Here is a 21,975-nt window from a genome sequence, read left to right as displayed (position 1 = left end):
AAAGAGCATGAAATTATTCGCTTCATTACTCACGACAGTCGGTATTACTGGTGTTGTCTGGGGGGTATTACATATTCAGCCAGCGGTTGCGGATGCTTCGACGGAGCAGCCAATTAATTCGACAGCACAGCCAATTAAAAAGGCATCAACAGCTGAGACGGCAGTAACTCAATCAGTAATAGCTCAATCAGAAGCAACTAAGCCCGTAGAGGTAAAACCACAAGTCACTGCAAACACGACTTATCTGCAAGGTTTGAGTAAGACAATTCCTTTAGAAGACGTGCCAAACCTATGGGTGGATTTCTACCAGAACCTCGAATCCGATGACGAAGAGGTCGCACAGCAACAGCAAGTCATCGTCGTCTATCAAGACATCAGCTTAGATTTCAGCGAAGCAACAATCATGATTGGCTTCCCGACTCAGCAATCAAAATTAAATAAAAACAAGCTCTTAATTAAGCTCCCGAACAAAGTCAAAGGCACGCTTCTACTAGGTAAAGGCGAACATACCGAACAGGAATTAGCACAAGCTTGGGAAGGTATCGCGATATTAAAAGAAGTGGACATGGTTATAGAGCACCACCAACTCAATCAGCATGGGTTGCCAGATTCTAGCGAGTTATACGTCTATTATAAGAACAACCAGTAAAGGATTTAGTTATGGATTTCACTATGGATAGCATTGGGAATTTTCTCTCTCAAACATTCACAGAAACGAGCATCATCCTAACCGAAACTTGGGTAGATGATAATTTTCTGCTGCTTGCTCTGGCTCTGTTTATCTTTGAGCTTATCCGCTATGCCTTTAAGAAAAAACTCAGCTGGAATATGTTGGGAGACAGCGCGACTAACTTAGTCACTCTGTTCTTCTTGTTGGTTACCGTTTTCTTTGTCGGGTTAGCCTATGTCGGCGCGTTTGTTTACGCCTACGAGAATTTCAGCCTAACTCAGCTACCGATATCCGGTTGGACAATTCTGGGTTGCTTGATCTTGGCCGATCTCGCGTACTACTGGGAGCACCGATTCTTGCACAGCAACGGTTTAGCATGGGGAACGCACTCAGTTCACCATAGCTCGCCTTACTTTAATATCTCGGTCGCTTACCGCTTTGGGCCTTTGGATTGGTTCTTCCCGTTCTTCTTCCACTTGCCGTTAATTCTGCTCGGCTTTAATCCGTTTGTGGTTCTGATGTGTGAAACCTTTGTTCAACTGTTTCAAACACTGCTGCACACCGAAACCGTTAAACGCTTGCCTCGCCCAGTTGAAGCGGTATTTAATACGCCTTCACACCACCGAGTGCATCACGCAACCAACAAGCAGTATCTTGATAAGAACTATGCAGGCATCTTCATTATTTGGGACAAGATGTTCGGTACCTTCGCTAAAGAAGAGGAAGAAGTCAGATATGGCGTGTTCCCGAGAATCAACTCTGTGAACCCATTTAAGGTATATTTCCACGGCTACGTTAAACTGTGCCAACAGTTATGGCATGCGCCAAATTGGAACTACCGACTACAACTTCTTATTCAGCCGCCTATCTGGGCCTGGAAAAGAGAACGAGAAACAAAGTAAGGACACTTATGAGCATTAACGCCCTGTTGATTGAAGACGACAGCGACTTGGCAGAAGCCATTGCAGACTATATGGAACTCGATGGGTTCGAATTCGATTTTGCTTACAATGGCAGCGCGGGCCTAAATCTCGCTTTAGAGGGGCGTTATGACATCATCTTAACGGACATCAACATGCCTAAAATGGATGGGCTTGATGTCTGTCAATCTCTTCGACAACAAGGCGTGACCACTCCGATTCTCATGTTAACGGCAAGAGACACATTAGAAGACAAGATCGCGGGGTTCGAGGTAGGTTCGGATGACTATCTAGTGAAGCCTTTTGCGATGGAAGAACTCAAAGTACGGTTGATGGCACTAGTGCGCCGCGCTCAAGGCTCCGTGACGTCACTGTCTGTGGCAGACCTCAAACTGGACTTGGACAAGCACCAAGCTGTTAGAGACAGCAAGCTATTGAAGCTGTCCCCAGTTTGTTGGCGAATGCTTGTGATGTTAGTGCGAAACAGCCCTAACGTGGTGAGCAAAGCCAAGCTTGAAGAAGCATGGGAAGATGAAATGCCAAGTTCGGATAGTATGAAGGCGCACTTGTTTAAACTTCGACAAGTGGTTGATGCGCCCTTTGACTCAAAGCTAATCCACACGGTTCATGGTATTGGCGTGGTCTTGCATGAGGAGCAGTCATGAAACAGGCAAACATGAACCGAGTCAGTATTAAGCGCGACATCTACCTCTATTTATTTGGCATCGTCGTGCTGCTGACTGCCATCTACAGTTTGATGGTTTCACAGAGCTACCACATTGGCCTTAATGAATCGGCAAAATATGGATTCTTGTATGAATTGGAAGTCGCAGAACAACGTTACATCGAAACAGGGCAATTACCAGACTATCAAAACCCGACATTCCAAGCCTTTCTAACCTATTCGGAGCTGCCCGCTAAATTTCAACAAGCCTTTGATTGGAAAGCGTTTGATAACGACGCTATTTATGATCATTACCAGCCTTCACCTAACAATAAATCAGGGCAATACCTCTATGCCGCCAAACATCAAGTTTCTGGTAAAGACGAAGCCTTGTACATCATTTCTGAGTACGATGAAGCCCTCTACTTGAATCTGTTCGAGCTCAACCCACCCGATTCCGTGAACCAAATTAACAATGCCTTCATTGCCATCGGCGCCCTTTTACTCTTGGTGTTTTTGATCATTCGCCTTTTGATACACCGAGTCACCAAACCGATTATTACGCTATCAAAATGGTCTGAATCTCTGGATGTGGACGACACTGAAGGGCTGACTCAGTTTCGATACAAAGAAATCGACCAGTTGGCTTCGCAGCTTGTTAAGAGCGTACAAGGTGAGCGTCAGGCCAATGAGCGTGAGAGCTTTTTCTTAAGAGCAGCTAGCCACGAGTTAAGAACACCGATTGCCACTATTTCAGCCAGTGGCGATATGCTGGTGCGGTTGTCTGAAAGTATTCCCAACAGCGGCCAACGAGCCGTCGCACGAATCCAACGCTCAGCCACCAACATGAAAGCCTTAGTGACAACTCTGCTATGGATGAGCCGTAATAACGAGATGGAAACCAACTATGAGCAAGTCAAGCTGACTCCCCTGCTCAATAACATTATCGAAAGCCAACGTTATCTTTTAAAAAACAAAGAAGTGGACATTCAAACCAAGGTTGAGCAAGAAGAACATACTCTGCCGCGCGAGTTAACTGAGGTTGTACTCACCAACTTAATCCGAAATGCATTTCAACATGGTGGTAGCGGAGATATCAGCATCACACTGACAGAACATCAGTTTGAGGTAACCAACCGTTTGGAAGATGAAAACCTAGCAAACGACTCTGAACAACAAACCTCTTTTGGTATCGGACTAGAGCTCATTGATCGCGTTTGTCAGAACCAAGGTTGGCAGTTTACTCATAAAACCAACAACAATGAGTTCATCGTTAAAGTCATACTGTAGCAATTTGCCCAAATGGTTATTTGATGGTGACCAAAAGTTTACCCTTGCTTGGTTATGCTAGTCGCACAATCTAGTTAGGAGTTATTTTATGGGTACTTGGATTTTAGAAACACTGTTATGGGCTGTGGTAACCGTGGCGGTTTGTGTCGCGATTTGGGGTCTTTACTTACCTAATATCCTAATCGCATTAGGCGTGTCGGTAGCGGTATCGCTGTTACTCGGAAATAGCTGGAGAAGCTAGGTATTTAAAAAGGAAATCGTTCGAAAATTAGTGAGCTTTGATACACCCGACAGCAGCTATGTTTATTCAGAACATTGGTTAGCTACAAACCGTCGGGCGCAAATTAAATTAGCTACTTAATGTATATTCAAACACACCGAGCTCACGGCCAAGCCAAGTCGCACGTACTGTGTGGTCTAGCGTTTCTTCACCGCCTGTTACCGGGTGAATAAGCACCGACATGTCACCGCGTTCTTTTTCAAGCCATTCAACAATGCCCGACTCTTTGTTCGCAAAGTGAATCTCAAACATCGGCATCTTATGCGGACCAACCAAACGCTGTATTAATGGGAAAGTCTCTAACACATCTTTACGCTCTGAGAGGATTTTCTGACGCAGTGTTTCTGCTTGCTCTGCAAAGCGCAGAGGGAAATAGATATGACCGTGGTACATGGCACCATCCTTTAGAATTATGATGTCGCAAGTTTATACCTAAACCGCCTTTAATAGCTAAATCTAAATAGGTGAGCTTGCTTTCGGAAGGATCAATTTGAAATGAGAAAACTAGAGTCTGTTATTCGAAGTAATCAAAAACAAACTCTAGTTATGTACAGCGAGTTAATTTTGAAGCGACTAAGGCTTAAGCTTTAAAACACGGTCGATATCTTCTGCGGAATGGCGCTCTGGTACTTGCTCCCACTCTTCGCCAAATGAACGGTTCACTACTCGACCTCGTTGGAAACCTTCGCGCGCTTCTAGTTGCTTCGCCCAGCGCACAACGTTGGTGTAAGACTCAACCTGTAGAAACTCAGCGGCATCGTAGATTTTTCCTAGCACAAGGTTGCCATACCAAGGCCAAATCGCGATATCAGCGATGCTTAGCTCTTCTCCTGCTACAAAATCGCTATTGGCGAGTTGTTTGTCTAACACGTCTAACTGACGCTTAGCTTCCATCGCAAAACGGTTAATCGGGTACTCTTGCTTTTCATCAGCGTAAGCGTAGAAGTGACCAAAACCACCACCTAGGAATGGTGCTGAACCTTGAGCCCAGAACAACCAGTTAATGGTTTGTGTTCTCGCTGCCCCTTCTTTTGGCAAGAAGTGACCAAACTTTTCAGCTAAGTGCATCAAGATAGATGCCGATTCGAAAACATTCACGTCTTCAGCACCAGACTTATCAACCAGTGCCGGTATTTTGGAGTTTGGATTCACTCCAACAAAACCAGAAGAGAACTGTTCAGCTTCACCAATGTTAATCAAATACGCATCATATTCAGCTTCTTTAACACCTGCCGCTAACAACTCTTCCAGCAAGATAGTGACTTTTTGACCGTTAGGTGTACCAAGAGAATACAATTGGAAAGCATGGTCACCAACAGGAAGCTCTTTATCAAAGCGAGCGCCAGATTCAGGACTATTGATATTTGCCCACTTGTTACCACCATCAGTATCGTTAACCCAAACTTTTGGCGGTGTGTATTGTTCTGACATGATATTTCCTTATTAATATAGGGTAGCTTTAACTGATATTAGGTCACGCTCCCTTGGTTAAAACCCCTAAATACAATTTCTTTTCAAACTGTTAAGCATGGCTTATTCCAGAAAGAAATAACCTGATTTATGAGATAGCACACGTAAAAGATAAGTGCCCAATCAAACCTAAGCCACAGAACGGTTAGTACGAAACATGATTTAGTCACGACATGCCTACAGGTCAAAGAAAGCTGTGATAAAATCGGGAGATTACAATTGATAAGGATTTGGCAATGTCTTCTGATTACACAGGCTCGAGTGCAGCGTACGCTCGCCAAGAGAAAGGCTACCGTGAAAAAGCACTGAAACTGTACCCATGGGTTTGTGGTAAGTGCGCGCGTGAATTTGTTTACTCGAACTTAAGAGAGCTGACCGTTCACCACGTCGATCACGACCATACAAACAACCCTGAAGACGGAAGTAACTGGGAACTATTGTGCCTTTACTGTCACGATCATGAACACTCAAAATACACAGACCATGACCGTTATGGCGTTGATGCCAAGGCTCGTTTAGACGACCACCAATCAGCGACCCACAACCCTTTCGCCGATCTAGCGAAGTTGATGAAGAAGTAACACGCGTTAAGAACGGTCTTTGCTAAATGATAGCGGCTAGATAATAGATAAATAACAAGAAACCCCAGTATGTCACCATACTGGGGTTTCTTTTATCTGCAATCATAACCAAATAATAGAGTTAAGAGAGGCCAGATCAAAAAGAGCCTTCCGAAGAAGGCTCCTTTTTAGAATTCTGAATTATACAGCGGCTTGTTTGCGAGACTCTTCTACCTGCTTAGCGCGCTTTTTAAGCGTCAACTTATCGCGGTATGCAAACCAAACGTAAGTCACTACGACCAAGAAGAAAAGGTATGACAATGAGAAAATGAACGGCGATTGAATGATATCGTTTGAGATACCCCAAGAAACACCGATAACGGTCACTGCAATTTTTGCAAAAAAGCCACACATCAATAGCATTAATGCCAACTGTGGGAAACGCGTGCTACGGAATGTCAGCCAGTAACAACTACCAACTGCTAACGCCGCAATATAGAAGCCGAATAGGAAAGAGTGAATATGGTCAGCTGCCGCTACACCACCAGAAATTGACATCAATAAAATTAAAAACAGTTTCATAATACTCGCCTCACCATAGGTTGGAAACGCATCCTTTCAAATTTGGAATCTCAGTTTGCGTACTATTTTCCCACTTTTTTTGTTCAACACAACCCCTCAAGTTGAACAAAATGTAAGCAATGGTGCTAACAAAAACCCAAATTAACAATCATTTAACATACTGTTTTTAATAAACCTCCGTTAACCCTTGTCTCATATGAATAAAGCGTCATTTCGATTTATTTTGTTACACAAAATTAACCTTGGAAAATATTTAAAATAATTCGTAACTCTGTGATATCCGCACGGGATACGTGGACAATCTGAAATGTGTATCGAAGAATCCCTTAAAAAATAAGCCCGCCACGCTAAAAAGAACAAAATAGAAAGGTATTAAACACAACTTACAAACCAACAAAAAACAACCCATTAACAATTTTGAGTTTATTTACCGAAAATGGAAAAAGAGATTCCAATCACATTTTTATTGGTTATAATCCGCGCTCTTTTGCGTTGTCTGTTGATAAACGCAAACTAATTTTGAAGAAACAATCACAATAACCCGTCTTTAGTTAAGTGGCTCACCACTGACCAACGACAAAACTGAGAATAAAAATGAGCAAGATTGATAAAGCATCACGTATCCTGCTAGCAGGCTTCTGTATCAACCTTTGTCTTGGCATCCTGTATGCTTGGAGTGTATTTAACAAGGCGCTAGTTACTGAAGCTGGTTGGAGTGCTGCTGAAGCATCTTCACCTTACGCTATTGCAACTATCACATTCTCTGTTTGTCTTCTTGTTGCAGGCATCCTACAAGACCGTATGGGTCCACGTAAGATCCTTATTCTTGGTACAGCGCTTACTGGCCTAGGTATGATTGCTTCTGGTTTCGCTACGACTCCTATGATGCTAAACCTAACGTTTGGCGTGATGACAGGTGCTGGTATCGGCTTCGGTTACGCATGTCTTTCTCCATCAGCAATGAAATGGTTCCATTCTTCTAAGAAAGGTATGGTTAACGGTCTAATCGCTGCAGGCTTCGGTCTTGCTGCTATTTACCTAGCACCACTAACTTCTGCGCTAATCGATAGCATGGGTATCCAAACAAGCTTTATGATTCTTGGTGTTGGTGTACTTGCAATCGCAGTACCTCTAGCGGCAACGATCAACAACCCACCAGCGGATTACACGCCAGCTGAGCCTAAAGTAAAAGAAGGCCAAGCACCTAAAGCGGTTAAGAAGACTGAAGACCTAACATGGAAAGTAATGCTGAAGACTCCTCAGTTCTACTCTCTATGGATCATGTACGCATTTGCTGCTTCTGTTGGTCTTATGATCATCGGTAACATCACTACGATTGCTAGCGTTCAAGCGAACCTACCAAACGCGGTTTACCTAGCGTCTATCCTTGCTGTATTCAACTCAGGCGGTCGTGTTGCTGCTGGTATGCTTGCAGATAAAATCGGTGGCGTACGTACTCTACTTTTAGCGTTCATCCTTCAAGGTGCGAACATGGCTCTATTCGCTACGTTCAACTCTGAATTTACGCTAATCATTGGTACGGCTATCGCAGCTGTTGGTTACGGTACACTTCTAGCAGTATTCCCAACACTAACTGCGGAATTCTACGGCCTGAAAAACTACGGTACGAACTACGGCGTGCTTTACACGGCATGGGGTATCGGTGGTGCTATCGGTGCTGCGGTTGTTGGTTACTCAATGACGAATGGCGAAGGTTACGGCCTAGCTTACACAATCTCTGCTGCTATGATGGCCGTGTGTATTGTTCTAGCTATCGTGACTAAACCAATCTCAGAAGCGAAAGCAACAGAACTTAAGCAAGCGCTTAACTCAGTTCTCGATTGATTAAAAATAGAAAGAGCTTAACCTTAGGGTTAGGCTCTTTTTGTATCAAGCGACTAATCCATTGACGATAGAAACCACTCCTCAGCTCTCCCCTACTTATTATCTCGACAACTTCAATCGACTGATTGAACACGCTCAAACACTCTATCCAGATCTGCTGAGTGACGATGAATGCCGTTGGTTGTCTGAATACAAACGTCTTTCAGTCGCAAGCCAGTGTCTAATGATTCGTTTGCTTTCTCGCAAAGGCTGCTGGTTTCGAAGTGATAAGCTCGACTATGCTGAAATTCCAGATCTGAAAAACGCCCTACAAGAGCTAAACACATCGAACTTCATTGCGTTAAGCCACCCTACCGAACAACATAATCTTGTCATTAATGATCTCGAATTAGGATTACATCTACTGACTAAACCAGAACTGTTCAGCGCATTTCCATTTCTTATGAACTATAAGACAGCGAAGAAAGACGAACTCTTGGCTTTGCTCGATCACCAACCTTTTAATAAGTTCCGAAACTTGTCGTTCGATTGTATTTACGTTGTCAAATCTGAAGTTATTGATGTCTTGCTGCTACTGTTCTTTGCCAATACTTATCAAGACCTAAGCCAATTCGTTCTTAGCGATCTTGGACTCAACACCTTCGAAAACTACCCATTAAGTAAACAGCGTCGTTTCTTCACCTCTAGAGAACAGCTCAATCAACTGCTCCAGATACGTGATATTCAACGCTTGTATTCAGAAGGGGACCGCAAAGACGGTGAGTTTCTGGAGCAGATTTTAAACTCGATTCCTGAAGAATCAGAGCACAGAAGCATTGCCAGAAAACGATCGCGTTTGATCAATGATATCGCTCGCGATCTAGAAAGGCTCAACCAAAACGATCAAGCTGTCTTTTGGTTCAAACAATCCGTACGTCCCCCAAGCAGAGAACGACTTGCACGCATCTATGACAAGCAAGATGAGCTAAACTTAATGTGTGACATTGTCACGAAAATGAAAGCGAATCCATCGGATGTATCAGAGCAGGAAGTCGCTATTAAGCTTGAAAACAGGCTACTACGGAAACAGGGCCACAAAGTTTCTCGAACCATAAAACCGAGCTGCAAAGAGATAAAACTGGAATTAGACCTCAGCCAAACGCGAGTTGAACTTGCGGTGAAGCAACACTTGGAAAACCAAGGTTGGGAAGTCTACTTTTCAGAGAACAGTTTTTTATGTGGATTGTTTGGCTTAGCCTTTTGGGAAGTGATTTTCGCAGACGTTGAGGGCGCATTTATCAATCGCTACCAACATCGCCCTCTGGATCTATACCATTCAAATTTCGTAGACAAACGAGTTAAACAGATCCAGGCTGCGTTTCAAACCATATCCGAGCAAGGACTAAACCAATTGCTTGATATCTACGACCAGAAATACGGTATCGCAAATCCATTCGTTCATTGGAACCATTTCCCTCAAGCACTCATTGAGCACAGTATGGAGGCTATTCCGAACGCCTTAATCGTCGAGCTATTCAAAGTGATGCTCAGTGAGCTAAAGCTATTTAGAACTGGGATGCCGGATTTGATTGCGTTCAAGGACGATGAATTTCATTGGATTGAGGTCAAAGGGCCCGGCGATAAATTGCAAGACAACCAGTGGCGATGGATCAAAGAGTTCGAGCGATTATCTGTTCCATTCTCGGTTTGCTACGTCAATCATTAGATAGTTGCCTAGTCTCTAGTCTCTAGTCTCTAGTCTCTAGTCTCTAGTCTCTAGTCTCTAGTCTCTAGTAAATAACTTACATCAATATCTTATCTATAAAATAGTCAGAACATGAGCTTTTTCAATCATTTTCGATATAATTAGAGAAAATGCCTAATCTTTAATACGTATGAATTTGAAAAAACTCTTCATTTTAGCTTTTGTTAGCGTCTTCTCAGGTTGTGCCGTCTACGCGGGGTTGAACTTCGATCAGCTCTTTGGTGAACAACAAGTCCGAGATCGCCAAGCGCCGATTCTTTCATCTCAAGCACAGCATTTCATTGACGAAGTCAAACCTATCATTGATAGCCGCTGTGTTGTTTGCCACGCTTGTTATGATGCACCTTGCCAGCTCAAAATGTCATCAGTTGAAGGTATCGACCGAGGGGCGAGTAAGGCACTCGTTTATCAAGGCACCCGTTTAACCGCCTCAGCCCCTACCCGCCTGTTTGAAGACGCGATAACCACACAAGAGTGGCGTGATGCGGATTTTCATCCAGTGCTTAACGAACGTATGCAGAATTCAACGGCTAACCTTGATGCTGGGCTTGTTTCTCGTATGTTGATGCAAAAAGAAAACCACCCTCTTCCAGATCAAACGCAACTTGAAGGCTTCGACTTTTCAACCGATCGCGACCAACAGTGTCCGACCATTGAAGAGTACGCTCAATACGAAAGAGATTACCCGACGTGGGGAATGCCTTATGGAATGCCGAACTTAGATAAAACGGAATACGCGACTTTAATGAGCTGGTTGGAAAATGGCGCGTTAATGAACGACCATATTCCACTGAATGATGCGGAACAAGAGCTCGTTGATATCTACGAGAGCTTTCTCAATAAGAGTGACAATAAAAGCCAGCTTTCAGCACGTTATATCTATGAACATCTGTTTCTATCACACCTCTACTTCTCTGATTTAGCTCAGCCAACACGCTTCTTCACCTTGGTTCGTTCTGCGACACCTCCAGGTGAAGCGGTTCAACGCATCACGAGTCGTCGACCTTACGACGATCCAAAAGTGGATCGGGTTTATTATCGCCTGATTCCAGAGCAAGGCACCATCGTCCACAAAACACACATGCCTTTCGCATTAAATGAAGAACGCCTGAACAATTGGAACACATGGTTTGTGGATGCTCGTTACGCTGTCAAACAACTTCCTAGCTACGCGATTGACGTCGCGGCGAATCCAATGACTTCGTTTGAAGCTCTTCCGGTGAACTCGCGCTTCCATTTCATGCTGGACACTGCACAAAACACCATCATGGCCTTTATCAAGGGGCCGGTGTGTCGCGGGCAGCTCGCACTCAACGTGATCAATGATAGATTCTGGGTACTATTCATCGATCCTGATAAAGCAGATCTGCCTGAAATTAATCAGTTTTATGCCAACCAGAAGCAAAACCTAAAGCTGCCTAGTGAACTAGAAAGCAACACTGTCCCTGTCACAAGCTGGGTGAGCTACGCGAAGCAACAAGCTCGATACCTTAACGCAAAATCAGACTTCACCAATCAATGGTTTGATAGCGGAGTAAATCTAGACACAGATATCATTTGGGATGGCAATGGCACGAACCGTAATGCCGCGCTTACTATCTTTAGACACTTTGATAGCGCTTCAGTTGTTCAAGGTTTAGTTGGCCCACAACCCAAGACAGCGTGGATTCTTGATTACGCCCTTCTAGAACGTATCCATTACCTTCTCGTTGCTGGTTTTGATGTCTACGGTAACTTCGGCCACCAACTGATTACCCGCATGTTTATGGACTTCTTGCGCCTTGAGGGTGAGAGTAACTTCTTGACCCTTCTTCCAAAAGACGTACGACACATTGAACACTCAAGTTGGTATGAAAACCAAAGCTCACAGTTGAGCGACTACTTGCAGCGTAATATTGCACCTTTTGACCAGCCAACCAACGTGATATACAAAACGACAAATCCTAAGCGTGAACTGCTTAATATGATCAAAGATAAGCTCGCGCCGATCCTCGATAATCGCTTTGATATTGTCGAAACAGGGTTCAGTCGGAAAAACGAAGCTCTGCTCAAACAAGTGAATTTGATTAAGGGAGTTGGTCTGCGTCATGTGCCTCAATTAGTGACGATCATGATTGAAAGCGAGAGCGGCGATGAGCAGCTGTTCACTATGATTCACAATAACGCTCACAGCAACATTTCAAGCCTGTTCAATGAAGAGGGTAATCGAGATTACGCCAATGACGACTTAACACTGGTACGTGGGGTTATAGGTAGCTACCCTGCCGCTTATCTGTCATTAACTGAGCGCGATATACCGACTCTGGTTAAAGCACTGCAAAGCTTGGACACAGAAAAAGATTACGTCGCGTTACTGGATAAGTTTGCAGTACGACGCAGTTCGCCTGAGTTTTGGCCATTCAGCGACCGAGTTCACCGTTGGTATCAACAAGATCAACCGATTGAGTTTGGTTTATTGGATTACAACCGTTTTGAGAATAGATAGTAAAAATAGATAGCGAGTAAACGGTATACCTTGATTCTAGCTTTTGAGCATTGACTATATTGCCTCGAGCGTCGGCTATATTGCTTGGAATGTTGGTGAGTCTTTCTTAGAGAACCATTGGTACACATGCTAAAAAAAATCCTCTGACGAATAGTCGTTCAGAGGATTTTTTATTTAGCTTGCAGATTAGGTATAAGCTTAAAACAGGCTCACATCGTTAAACGGAAACATAGGGCACAAGTGCCTTCAACGAATCTCTAACTAGTTCCGATAAAGCTTGGTCGTTATCTCGATACTGCAATAATGGTTCTTCGCTTGCTTCAATGCTCTGACACAAGCTGTACAGTGCTGATAGACCCAAACTACCCGCCGACCCTTTAAGTTTGTGCGCCAAGGACTTCACTTCTCGTCCATCATCCGCTTGACTCGCCTCAGCTAATTCATTCAAGGTCAGGTCACTGCTTTCATCAAACAGCGCAACGATCTGTTTCATTTTCTCTAATCCAAGAATCGACAGATCACCCTCTATCACTTTGGAATCAATCAATTTCACCGGAGCATCTCCTCGGTCTTGGGTATCATATTGAGCATGAATGGTAGCCGTGTGATTAGCCAAAACATCAGCCACCTGTGTGGCGTTCCGTTCATCACTGTTACTCTCAATAACGCGTTTATAGTTTTGTTTGCAAACAGCATCGTTCGGATCAGGCTGTGGTAACAACAGTGCTTTACCATCGAGTTGAGTAACGATGAGCTGAGAAAGAGCCTCTTTCTCCAACGGCTTAGGCAAGAAACCATCGAACCCTGATGCTAAATAGCTCTCGACTTCTTCATTGAATACATGCGCCGACACCGCCACCATAGGGGGTATATTTAGCGGCTCAGCCGTGGACGTTTGTTCTAGAATCGCTTTTAACTGTTGAATCAGCTCTATGCCATCACAATCGGGTAGATTGATGTCTACCAACGCAATATCAAACGCCTGCTCACTGAATATAGCTCTGGCCTCTTCTCCTGTTGTCGCCATCACAACGTCATGGCCTAGATTATTCAGAAACCCTTCAGCAACAATGCAGTTAACAGGGTTATCTTCAATCAACAATACTTTGGCACGGATACAAGCTTCAATAGTCGGTGCTTTCGTTTCAATCTTCTCACCCGCGAACAAAGGTACTGAGAACCAGAATTGGCTCCCTTCACCTTCTTCGGAATGAACACCAATATCACCGTTCATTGCCTGCATGATACTTTTGCTGATCGCTAGTCCTAGCCCTGTGCCACCAGTTTTATTGCGACCACTACCGGTTTGGGTGAATGCATCAAACAGACAAGCTTGCTCTTTGCTATCAATGCCAACCCCCGTGTCTGACACTTCAAACATCACTCGATTTTCATCTTCTATATCTAAGCTGATAAAGATATCGACTGAGCCTGTTTCAGTAAACTTAATCGCATTGCCAACCAGATTATTCAAAATTTGGCTGATTCGTGTTACATCACCACGCCAATAACGTTGTACGTTACTTTCAATATGGAAATCGAAATTAAGTTTCTTTTCAGCAGCACGTCCCTCCATTAGTTGGTAGGTATCTTTAACCATTTGGTAGAGATCAAACGAAGCCGTGCGTATTTCTAAATGCCCCGCTTCTATCTTTGAATAATCAAGCACGTCATTCAAAATGGCGAGAAGATTCTTGCCGCTGCGGTTAATGATATCGGCATAACCCGATTGCAAAGGATCTAGCCCAGTATCTTTAAGTAATCGAGCCGTACCTAACACACCATTCATCGGTGTTCGTATTTCATGGCTCATCGTCGCGAGGAAGGCGGACTTAGCCCGGCTTGCTTGTTCTGCGGCATTACGAGCCTTAGCGTGATTTTCCACCTCGACATTCAACTTCTCATTGGTTTTTTGCAGTTGATAAGTTCGGTCGGTGACCAATTCTTCTAAGTGCTCTTTATGTTCTTCGAGCTCACGTTTCGCCTTCGCTTCTCCAACGGCAACCACTTGTAGCGCCTGTGCCGTATTTCTCGCTGTAATAATAGCCTCACCCATATGAGCCAGTTCATCATTACCTTTAACCGAGATATCGATATTCAGACGCCCCTGAGCGATAGACATCAAAGCTGAAGAGTATTCAGTAAGACGTTTAACCACCGAGATATAAACAACTCGCCACACAATAACGGCAACGATAACCAAGCCAATAACTGAAATCACCGACAACGACCATTGAGCTAGATTCAGCGTGCTAGTTAGCTCATCAACCGCTTTTTTGGTACTTAGATTCGAATCATCGATCAATTGGTTAACCGTTGTATTCAGTTGCGAAAACAGCTCCAGCGTATTTTGCATCAAAAATTCAGATTTTTTGGTGTTCTCATATTGTTCTAGCGATATATCGAACACGACTTGGCGTTTTCTTAATTCTTCAAGAAGCTGAGACATCTGCGCTGAACGAGTCGGATCTTCGACCGCTTTCACACGGCGCGCCATAATTCTTAGATTAGATTCAAACTCAGATTGGATTTGATGAATACGTTCAACGTTAGTGACAGTCTGCGTTTCTTCAATTTGATTAAGCATTTTGTACGCCAACAAATGTAATTCGTGCAAGCGTTCGGACAAATCAAGGTCAACCTCAACAAGCGCATCTAAGGCTTGGTAGGCTTTATCAGTTTGCTTAGTTTCTAGTAGGTCATAGATGTGTGTGACGTTGGCAACTGCGATGGTGGCCGTGTTCAACACTTGGGTTCGGGTTAGCTGCTCTAGCTCTTCCGCAAGTAGACGCATCTCTTCAACACGAGAAGACAGTTCCTTGTTTAACCAAAGCTTACGTTCAACTGACACGCCCAACTCAGCCAGTGTATTAATAACACTTTGGACATTGTTTTCGAGTTTATTAAGAAGTTGGGAATCAAAACTGTCGACGCCAAGTTCTTTGATATGCTGAAGAAGCGACTCAAGTTGACCGAACAACATAGTGCCCGCTTCTTTTCTTTCTGCTTCATTTCTCGCATTAGAAAGCGTTTGTACCGACGAAATAATACGGTTACTCAACTCAGATACTTGACGAGCTTCGATCATGGCAGGAAGAGCAGAATCGACGACGTTTCTTTCAGTCTTTGCTACAAAGCTAAAACCAGAAACACCGATCAATGCAGACAATAAAACCAACAGGGCCATCACTAAGAATGAGGCCAGTAGCTTGCGTCCAATACTCGCTGAAGCTAACAACATAAACTCTAAACCTTAAAACGTTCTTCTTTACCCATGCAGAATACGCTATATTTTGCAGTGTTTCTTATCTAAAACCAATAAAACGGCAATTCATGCTATCTAGACCTTTAACTTCAAAAATTCTTCTCTCATTACTAGCATCAGTCACCACTGTAGTAAGTGCTAGTGAGCCTTTGAGCCCAATAAAACCGGCAGAAGCCACATCACAAAAAGAAAAAATTTGTGCCATTTATCCGCACCTAAAAGACTCTTATTGGTTATCGGTTAACTACGGAATGGTCTCAGAAGCAGAAAAGCAACAAGTCGAACTTAGAGTTTTGGAAGCTGGCGGTTACCCCAACGTAGCCAAACAGGCCTCACAACTGGTGCTTTGCACGCAATGGGGGGCTGATGCCATTATTTTAGGCACAGTTTCGCCTGACGCTTACCATGAGAACCTGACCAACTGGGTCGGAGCAACCCCTGTGTTTGCCACAGTCAATGAGTTAACCGTCAATAAAGAGCAACAAAGAGTATTAAAAGGCACGGTCGGTGTCGACTGGTATCAAATGGGCTTCCAAGTCGGAGAGTTTTTGTCGAAAAGACATCCAAAAGGGTCAGGAGAAACACCTATCGCCCTATTACTTGGCCCACAAGCAAGCGGTGGCACTAAACCTGTGGCGCTCGGGTTTTATGATGCAATCAAATCGAGCGATATCAAAATCGCGATCAGCTATTGGGCAGACAACGATAAAGAACTGCAAAGAAACTTGGTACAACAAGTCATCGAACAACCGGATATTCAATATATTGTCGGAAGTGCAGTCGCGATTGAAGCTGCGATAAGTGAACTAAGAGCTGCGGGTAAAACCAAAGAGATTGGGTTAATTTCAAGTTACTTAAGTCACGGAATCTACCGCGGTTTGCTTCGTAACAAGGTGCTTTTTGCACCAACAGATAAAATGGTTGAACAAGGTCGCTTGTCGGTAAAGCAAGCCACCCATTACTTGCGTGGTCAACCTTATGAAAAACATAGCGCACCCATGATTGAGGCACTGACACCCGCAACACTCAAAGATCAAATTATCGCTGACTCATTGTCACCTTCTGAGTTTCGCCCGGTATTCAGTGTGAATCCTTAGTGCTATATTGACTAAAGAACTCAAAACAATAAAAACGAATCAATCATTTAGGGAACATCCATGCAAAAAACGACGCGTACTATGCCAACGCATAAGAACATCGCTTTGGTCGCTCATGACCATTTCAAACCTGAGCTATTAAGATGGGTCAAAGAGAACAAAGAAAAACTACAAAAGCACTTCCTTTATGCAACGGGCACGACAGGTTCTCTACTCAGTAAAGAAACAGGCTTAGCGATTAAGAGCATGATCAGCGGCCCAATGGGCGGTGACCAACAACTTGGTGCCCTTATCTCTGAAGGCAAGATCGATATGATGATTTTCTTCTGGGATCCATTAAATGCCGTACCACACGACCCGGACGTAAAAGCACTGCTTCGTATCGCAAGTGTTTGGAACATCCCTGTAGCAACCAACCGCGCTACCGCTAACTTCCTGTTTAACTCTTCATTGCTTGAAGAAGAAGTGATCATTGAGATCCCAGACTACGAAGCATACTTGGCAGAGCGCACATAATCACACGTTAAATTAGCCCTTTACTAGGGCGTGTTGATCTTTCGAGCTGATTTTTGCAGCGAATTGCTGGGGATTTCTACAAGGCAGAGGCTTTGATGTGTAGCTAGCCTACATGAGAAGCCGATAACGTAGTAGAAATGGCTAGCAAACGCTGCCCGAAGGGTTCGGCTAAACACACTAAAGAGCCTGCATTATGAACTGCCCCCAATAGTTGGACATCAATTATTGGGGGCTTTTCTGTTTCTGAAAACGATTCTTTTGATCCACAAAAAAGCCTTGCTAGTTTCGCAAGGCTTCTCTTATTTTTCATGCTTCTAAAATCTAACTGCTATTTTTCTTCGAAGCGCTTCGCTAAATGATAGAACTCATTCACTTGCTCTTTTAGCTCTGTGGAGTGGTCTTTCACAGAATGTGTTGCAACCAGGTTTTGCTCTGCGGTAGAAGCGATAGACTGCATATGTAGGTTTACTTCGCTCGATAGTTCACGTTGTTTATGAGCAGAGCTTTCAACAGATTGCATCAGTTCATTCATCGATTGCATTAGATTTTCAACTTCAGATAAACGCTCTGCGCTCACCTTCGCAACATCACCACACGCGTCGGTTTGGTCTCTGTTCGCCAGAATATCTTTCTGCCAGCTTTCAATCGTCGCCAGCATGGTATCGATGCTCTCTTTAATCTGAACTGTGGCCTTTGACGTTCGTCCAGATAAAGCACGTACTTCGTCGGCAACAACTGCAAAGCCTCGTCCTTGCTCGCCTGCTCTTGCCGCTTCAATCGCAGCGTTAAGTGCCAACAAGTTAGTTTGTTCAGCGATTCCACCAATCTCTTCCATTATCTTGCTCACGCTTTGCGCTTGATCGCTCAATTGGTAAGTCGTGTGCGTCGCTTTCTCCGCCTGAGATGCCAAGTTTTCAAGGTTGCGGTGGGTTTGATCGATGCTCTCTTTAGCACCAGCACAAGTTTGCAAGGTAACATCGACAATTTGGTGAGCTTCTTCTGTACGAGAAGATACTTCATTGGCGGTCACTTCAACCTCTTCAGTTGCTTCACGTACCTGAAGAATATCTTTTGTCTGCTGATCGAGCGCTTCAGTGACTTGGTATGACGTCGCATTAAGGTTATCAGCTAAATCTTGCAATGGTTTCGCTGAGTCTGTCATACGGCCTAACACAGTGCGAATTCGGGCAGACATCAGCTTGAGATGAAAATCGGCAACAGAGAACTGACTGTTACCTGAGTAGACAAGGCGACTGACACTATCGAATTTAGATTGCAGTTTTTTCAACTGTAATGGTGTATCAATGAGCTCTTGTCGGAAAAGCAGTGCTAGAGCAGAAACAGGAAGAAGACTCAATATCCACTGCGATGCTTGCCCTACTTCTACAAGATTTGAAATCAGAGGCGCAGCCAAAGAGCCAAGTAACACTGCGTAACGAACACTGTCACTGATCTGTAGTGACCATTGGCGACCTGACGTCTCAGCTTTCAATAAGCTTTGATAAGCCTTGTCTGCGACTTGTACCCATTCGTTTTTCGGCTTAACACGAACAGACTGATAGCCACTTACCTTCCCGCCATCATAAATAGGGGTAACGTAAGCATCAACCCAGTAGTGTCCACCGGATTTAGTCTTGTTTTTTACGATCCCGCGCCAAGCCTTGCCTTGTTTTAGATTCACCCACATATCGGCAAAAGCCGCTTTTGGCATATCACCATGCCTAACAACATTATGGTGTTGCCCTAGTAATTCATCTTGGCTGTATTCCGCAATACGGCAAAAAGCGTCATTACTATAAGTAATCACACCTTTAAGGTCGGTAGTCGAGACAAGTTGTTCGTTTTCGCTTAGAAGCGTTTCACGTGATTGAGAAGCTGAACTGACAGTCATTTGGTATTAACTTCGGTTAATTATTATTGTAGCGGAGGAATATATACAATTATTAAAGTTATGACAAAATATGAAAGTAACATTTTGTACAGATGACTAGTATTTATACAAAAATAACCTATGCATGTCACAAAACCCTGAACGCTAAGTCTCTTCTCTAACTCTTATGCCTTTGATCTAATTATTCACACCTCTATCTGACTAAAAGTCATGACTCATCTAAATTAACTGCAGTGGTAAATTTCACGGTTCTCATAGAGACAGAGGTATGGAACTTGCGAATATTCAGATCTTTACGTAATACTCGCTCAACAAAGTCTTCGTAAGCTTGAATATCTGTGACTGTAACAATCAACATAAAGTCAAAGCTACCTGAGATCTGATAGCACTGAGTGACCTCTGCAGCCTTAGAAATAGAATGGCGAAAGATTTGATAGATATCCCCTCGGTCGCGCTCCATTTCCACGGACACAACTAGGGTCATCTTGCTACCAGTAAGCTCAGGATTAATGATCGATACATCACCGACTATCACGCCCTCTTGCCTCAATCGTTTCACTCGCTTTAAGCAAGCAGGAGGTGATAGCCCTACGATCTCGGCTAACGATTGATTAGGGATCCGGTTATTCTTTTGCAGTTCAACCAATATGCTTCTATCTATACGGTCTATTTCCATAATTTCTTAAACCATGATTTTTTGACTGATAATTTCTTACTTTACGACAATTTAAAAATCACGGGTAATTTTATAAGTTATTTTTGAAATAATAATCACAACAATCGCGGTAAGATCTTTTTATACAACACAACGAGTTATGGTCGTAGCAATGAAATCAACCTATCAATTTTTCAAAGAGCTCCTCAAAGAAATCTTCGATGTCACTTCGACGCTTTTCCGTATCATGATTCCAATCATCATATTGATAAAAGTCGTCGAAGAGCTTGGCGGCATAATGATTCTTAGCGAATGGCTAAGCCCTATAATGGAAAGCGTCGGATTACCCAAAGAAATGGGCTTGGTATGGGCAACTACCATACTCACCAACATCTATGCCGGGCTAATTATCCTTATTAATTCCGATGTTCCCTTAACGGTTGCTCAAGCTTCAATTTTAGGCAGCATGATGCTCCTTGCTCACTCATTGCCAATTGAAGGCGCAATTGCCAAAAAAGCAGGTGTTAGCTGGCTGGCTACCCTATCGGTGAGAGTGGGTGGAGGCTTAGTGCTGGCATGGCTACTCAACCTCAGTTATCAATACGGAGACTGGCTCAACTACCCAGCAACCGTGCTTTGGCAACCGGAAGTATCTGGAGACACGAGTTATCTTGGTTGGGCGCTTGAACAATTCAAGAACTTTGCGGTTATCTTCATGGTAATCTCAGCACTATTACTGTTACTCAAGATCTTAAAGGTTCTAGGTATTGAGAAACTCATGGCAGTATTACTGAGACCATTGTTAAGAGTGCTGGGAATCAGCAAAGACGCAACAAACCTAACAATAATAGGAATCACGCTCGGCCTTTCGTTTGGTGGCGGCTTATTAATCAATGAAGCCAAGAAAGGGCATATCTCAGCAAGAGACGTATTCACCGCAATCATGCTGCTCAACTTGCTCCACAGTTTAATTGAAGATACGTTGTTGATCCTACTCATCGGGGCTGATTTCTACACGATATTTTGGGGAAGGCTTGTATTCTCGGTGTTGGTTGTCGCTGTGATATCAAACGTCATTAAGCGCATGAATCCAAGCACTTGCGAACGGTATTTTTATCGCGATGTCTCTCAGTAATAAGTAAATCGCCAACAAGAATAAAAGGAAAAGAACTCAAATACGGGTTCTTTTTTACGACTTGGTACTCCTATCACCTCCGCTATTGTTAAATTTCACGCCCTGAAACACTGAAAATCATTCTCAACACCCTAATTATTGATATTTCGTGTGAAAATAATTTCAGCACAGGTATTTACTAATAACTCAATTATTAAATGCAATGTTTAAACACAGAGAATATAAAACGCATATTATTACTTATAACTCCATACCTTGTATAAAGTACTCTCAAGATAATAATCACTTCCCAACCAATATTATTAAAATCCAAACTATCAACTATTCATTCAAAAAAACTCATTAAATAGCTGATAATAAAATAAATAACGACCATTATTTGATATTAACTTTAAATGTTGAAATCGGAACGAACAATTGCTTGTAATAATTATCTATTTGATTGGTCAATTTTATAAATATATTTTGTTACATAATCAAAACTGATGGCTCTTTTTAATATGCTCCTTATAACAGCGCCTCTTACAACCGAGGCTCGCACAACTAAGATTCTTACAAAAATACCCATAAAAGCAATGACTTTAATGGTTCTAATTTTGTCATCACTGTCACAGGCTTCCACTATTGAGAACGATGAACTATTGCTTAAGTCATTGATTAAACGAGGTGTTATCTGTTCTAGCTTAACCTATGAGGAAAATCAAGAAGCTTTACGTATCTATCTCAACGCTAAAAAAGCGAAGAGCACTCCGTTTGATTTAAAAAGTAGAAAAGAGACAACCAATACAAAGGAGATAGAAAGTAAAAAAAATACAACAAACACACGTCAGTTAAATAAGACACCACAAGAGTGTATTAGGCCAAACTCGGACAACAGATCCGAATAAGGCAAGTTGATACTGATAT

General features: G+C 43.2%; 20 protein-coding genes. 13 read left to right on the top strand and 7 right to left on the bottom strand.

The window, feature by feature from the left end; all coding sequences use genetic code 11:
- Window positions 1-7 precede the first annotated feature (7 nt).
- From ACED60_RS00180 to ACED60_RS00160, 5 genes are all read left to right on the top strand, one after another.
- Window positions 8-649 carry a hypothetical protein gene (locus ACED60_RS00180; RefSeq protein ID WP_371726611.1) on the top strand — a complete coding sequence of 214 codons (642 nt, stop codon included), beginning with the start codon at window positions 8-10 and terminating at the stop codon, window positions 647-649.
- 11 nt (window positions 650-660) lie between these two features.
- Window positions 661-1,572, top strand: a complete 912-nt coding sequence (locus ACED60_RS00175; RefSeq protein WP_086967786.1) for a sterol desaturase family protein — start codon at window positions 661-663, stop codon at window positions 1,570-1,572.
- Between the two features lie 8 nt (window positions 1,573-1,580).
- Entirely contained in the window at window positions 1,581-2,255 is a 675-nt protein-coding gene (locus ACED60_RS00170) for a response regulator transcription factor (RefSeq protein ID WP_371726610.1), read from the top strand.
- Complete coding sequence (locus ACED60_RS00165) at window positions 2,252-3,544, top strand: sensor histidine kinase (RefSeq protein ID WP_371726609.1); 1,293 nt, start codon at window positions 2,252-2,254, stop codon at window positions 3,542-3,544. The genes ACED60_RS00170 and ACED60_RS00165 overlap by 4 nt, the downstream gene beginning before the upstream one ends.
- A gap of 88 nt (window positions 3,545-3,632) precedes the next feature.
- Window positions 3,633-3,785, top strand: coding sequence for a hypothetical protein (locus ACED60_RS00160; protein ID WP_009844874.1), 153 nt, complete (start codon window positions 3,633-3,635; stop codon window positions 3,783-3,785).
- A 108-nt stretch (window positions 3,786-3,893) separates the two neighbouring features.
- Here the strand turns inward: ACED60_RS00160 and ACED60_RS00155 are convergent, their stop codons facing one another.
- A complete protein-coding gene (locus ACED60_RS00155) occupies window positions 3,894-4,217 on the bottom strand; it encodes a DOPA 4,5-dioxygenase family protein (RefSeq protein WP_009844873.1) in 324 nt (107 codons plus the stop codon).
- Window positions 4,218-4,397: 180 nt separating this feature from the next.
- Window positions 4,398-5,255, bottom strand: coding sequence for a glutathione-dependent disulfide-bond oxidoreductase (yghU, locus tag ACED60_RS00150; protein ID WP_009844872.1), 858 nt, complete (start codon window positions 5,253-5,255; stop codon window positions 4,398-4,400).
- A gap of 275 nt (window positions 5,256-5,530) precedes the next feature.
- On the opposite strand from yghU, the gene ACED60_RS00145 reads away from it, so the two are divergent.
- Window positions 5,531-5,875, top strand: a complete 345-nt coding sequence (locus ACED60_RS00145) for a YajD family HNH nuclease (protein WP_004730279.1) — start codon at window positions 5,531-5,533, stop codon at window positions 5,873-5,875.
- A 180-nt stretch (window positions 5,876-6,055) separates the two neighbouring features.
- On the opposite strand, the gene ACED60_RS00140 is transcribed toward ACED60_RS00145, so the two are convergent.
- Window positions 6,056-6,436, bottom strand: coding sequence for an NADH:ubiquinone oxidoreductase (locus ACED60_RS00140; RefSeq protein ID WP_371726608.1), 381 nt, complete (start codon window positions 6,434-6,436; stop codon window positions 6,056-6,058).
- A 594-nt stretch (window positions 6,437-7,030) separates the two neighbouring features.
- Here ACED60_RS00140 and ACED60_RS00135 point away from each other — a divergent pair.
- From ACED60_RS00135 to ACED60_RS00125, 3 genes are all read left to right on the top strand, one after another.
- Window positions 7,031-8,281, top strand: a complete 1,251-nt coding sequence (locus tag ACED60_RS00135; RefSeq protein ID WP_371726607.1) for an OFA family MFS transporter — start codon at window positions 7,031-7,033, stop codon at window positions 8,279-8,281.
- 40 nt (window positions 8,282-8,321) lie between these two features.
- Window positions 8,322-9,986 (top strand): VRR-NUC domain-containing protein, encoded by a 1,665-nt coding sequence (locus ACED60_RS00130; protein WP_371726606.1) that lies wholly within the window; start codon window positions 8,322-8,324, stop codon window positions 9,984-9,986.
- Between the two features lie 169 nt (window positions 9,987-10,155).
- A complete protein-coding gene (locus ACED60_RS00125) occupies window positions 10,156-12,510 on the top strand; it encodes a fatty acid cis/trans isomerase (RefSeq protein ID WP_371726605.1) in 2,355 nt (784 codons plus the stop codon).
- Window positions 12,511-12,727: 217 nt separating this feature from the next.
- Here ACED60_RS00125 and torS read toward each other — a convergent pair whose 3' ends face one another.
- Window positions 12,728-15,751, bottom strand: a complete 3,024-nt coding sequence (gene torS, locus ACED60_RS00120) for a TMAO reductase system sensor histidine kinase/response regulator TorS (protein ID WP_371726604.1) — start codon at window positions 15,749-15,751, stop codon at window positions 12,728-12,730.
- Window positions 15,752-15,815: 64 nt separating this feature from the next.
- Window positions 15,816-15,980 carry a hypothetical protein gene (locus ACED60_RS00115; RefSeq protein ID WP_232281790.1) on the bottom strand — a complete coding sequence of 55 codons (165 nt, stop codon included), beginning with the start codon at window positions 15,978-15,980 and terminating at the stop codon, window positions 15,816-15,818.
- On the opposite strand from ACED60_RS00115, the gene torT reads away from it, so the two are divergent.
- Window positions 15,925-16,872 (top strand): TMAO reductase system periplasmic protein TorT, encoded by a 948-nt coding sequence (gene torT, locus ACED60_RS00110; protein WP_231847903.1) that lies wholly within the window; start codon window positions 15,925-15,927, stop codon window positions 16,870-16,872. The two genes, ACED60_RS00115 and torT, sit on opposite strands and share 56 nt — an antisense overlap.
- A 60-nt stretch (window positions 16,873-16,932) precedes the next feature.
- Window positions 16,933-17,388 carry a methylglyoxal synthase gene (locus ACED60_RS00105; RefSeq protein WP_009844869.1) on the top strand — a complete coding sequence of 152 codons (456 nt, stop codon included), beginning with the start codon at window positions 16,933-16,935 and terminating at the stop codon, window positions 17,386-17,388.
- Between the two features lie 328 nt (window positions 17,389-17,716).
- On the opposite strand, the gene ACED60_RS00100 is transcribed toward ACED60_RS00105, so the two are convergent.
- On the bottom strand, window positions 17,717-19,279 hold the full coding sequence (locus ACED60_RS00100) for a methyl-accepting chemotaxis protein (protein ID WP_371726603.1): 1,563 nt from the start codon (window positions 19,277-19,279) through the stop codon (window positions 17,717-17,719).
- Between the two features lie 208 nt (window positions 19,280-19,487).
- Window positions 19,488-19,955, bottom strand: a complete 468-nt coding sequence (locus ACED60_RS00095) for an Lrp/AsnC family transcriptional regulator (protein WP_122047453.1) — start codon at window positions 19,953-19,955, stop codon at window positions 19,488-19,490.
- Between the two features lie 151 nt (window positions 19,956-20,106).
- Here ACED60_RS00095 and ACED60_RS00090 point away from each other — a divergent pair, with 151 nt between their 5' ends.
- Both ACED60_RS00090 and ACED60_RS00085 read left to right on the top strand, forming a co-directional pair.
- Window positions 20,107-21,069, top strand: a complete 963-nt coding sequence (locus ACED60_RS00090) for a hypothetical protein (RefSeq protein ID WP_122047475.1) — start codon at window positions 20,107-20,109, stop codon at window positions 21,067-21,069.
- 575 nt (window positions 21,070-21,644) lie between these two features.
- The gene (locus ACED60_RS00085; protein ID WP_371726779.1) at window positions 21,645-21,956 is read left to right on the top strand and encodes a hypothetical protein; all 312 of its coding nucleotides are present in this window, start codon (window positions 21,645-21,647) and stop codon (window positions 21,954-21,956) included.
- Window positions 21,957-21,975 lie beyond the last annotated feature (19 nt).

It is taken from the genome of Vibrio sp. 1F279 (genome assembly GCF_041439815.1).
Lineage (GTDB): Bacteria > Pseudomonadota > Gammaproteobacteria > Enterobacterales > Vibrionaceae > Vibrio > Vibrio tasmaniensis_A.
Note: the sequence above shows the minus strand (reverse complement) of the source record. Positions and strands in the feature narration are given on the sequence as shown.

Coding starts and splice junctions, on each gene's coding strand:
- ACED60_RS00180 (WP_371726611.1), top strand. CDS start 8: ATGAAATTATTCGCTTCATTACTCACGACAGTCGGTATTACTGGTGTT.
- ACED60_RS00175 (WP_086967786.1), top strand. CDS start 661: ATGGATTTCACTATGGATAGCATTGGGAATTTTCTCTCTCAAACATTC.
- ACED60_RS00170 (WP_371726610.1), top strand. CDS start 1,581: ATGAGCATTAACGCCCTGTTGATTGAAGACGACAGCGACTTGGCAGAA.
- ACED60_RS00165 (WP_371726609.1), top strand. CDS start 2,252: ATGAAACAGGCAAACATGAACCGAGTCAGTATTAAGCGCGACATCTAC.
- ACED60_RS00160 (WP_009844874.1), top strand. CDS start 3,633: ATGGGTACTTGGATTTTAGAAACACTGTTATGGGCTGTGGTAACCGTG.
- ACED60_RS00155 (WP_009844873.1), bottom strand. CDS start 4,217: ATGTACCACGGTCATATCTATTTCCCTCTGCGCTTTGCAGAGCAAGCA.
- yghU (WP_009844872.1), bottom strand. CDS start 5,255: ATGTCAGAACAATACACACCGCCAAAAGTTTGGGTTAACGATACTGAT.
- ACED60_RS00145 (WP_004730279.1), top strand. CDS start 5,531: ATGTCTTCTGATTACACAGGCTCGAGTGCAGCGTACGCTCGCCAAGAG.
- ACED60_RS00140 (WP_371726608.1), bottom strand. CDS start 6,436: ATGAAACTGTTTTTAATTTTATTGATGTCAATTTCTGGTGGTGTAGCG.
- ACED60_RS00135 (WP_371726607.1), top strand. CDS start 7,031: ATGAGCAAGATTGATAAAGCATCACGTATCCTGCTAGCAGGCTTCTGT.
- ACED60_RS00125 (WP_371726605.1), top strand. CDS start 10,156: ATGAATTTGAAAAAACTCTTCATTTTAGCTTTTGTTAGCGTCTTCTCA.
- torS (WP_371726604.1), bottom strand. CDS start 15,751: ATGTTGTTAGCTTCAGCGAGTATTGGACGCAAGCTACTGGCCTCATTC.
- ACED60_RS00115 (WP_232281790.1), bottom strand. CDS start 15,980: ATGGCACAAATTTTTTCTTTTTGTGATGTGGCTTCTGCCGGTTTTATT.
- ACED60_RS00105 (WP_009844869.1), top strand. CDS start 16,933: ATGCAAAAAACGACGCGTACTATGCCAACGCATAAGAACATCGCTTTG.
- ACED60_RS00100 (WP_371726603.1), bottom strand. CDS start 19,279: ATGACTGTCAGTTCAGCTTCTCAATCACGTGAAACGCTTCTAAGCGAA.
- ACED60_RS00095 (WP_122047453.1), bottom strand. CDS start 19,955: ATGGAAATAGACCGTATAGATAGAAGCATATTGGTTGAACTGCAAAAG.
- ACED60_RS00090 (WP_122047475.1), top strand. CDS start 20,107: ATGAAATCAACCTATCAATTTTTCAAAGAGCTCCTCAAAGAAATCTTC.
- ACED60_RS00085 (WP_371726779.1), top strand. CDS start 21,645: ATGACTTTAATGGTTCTAATTTTGTCATCACTGTCACAGGCTTCCACT.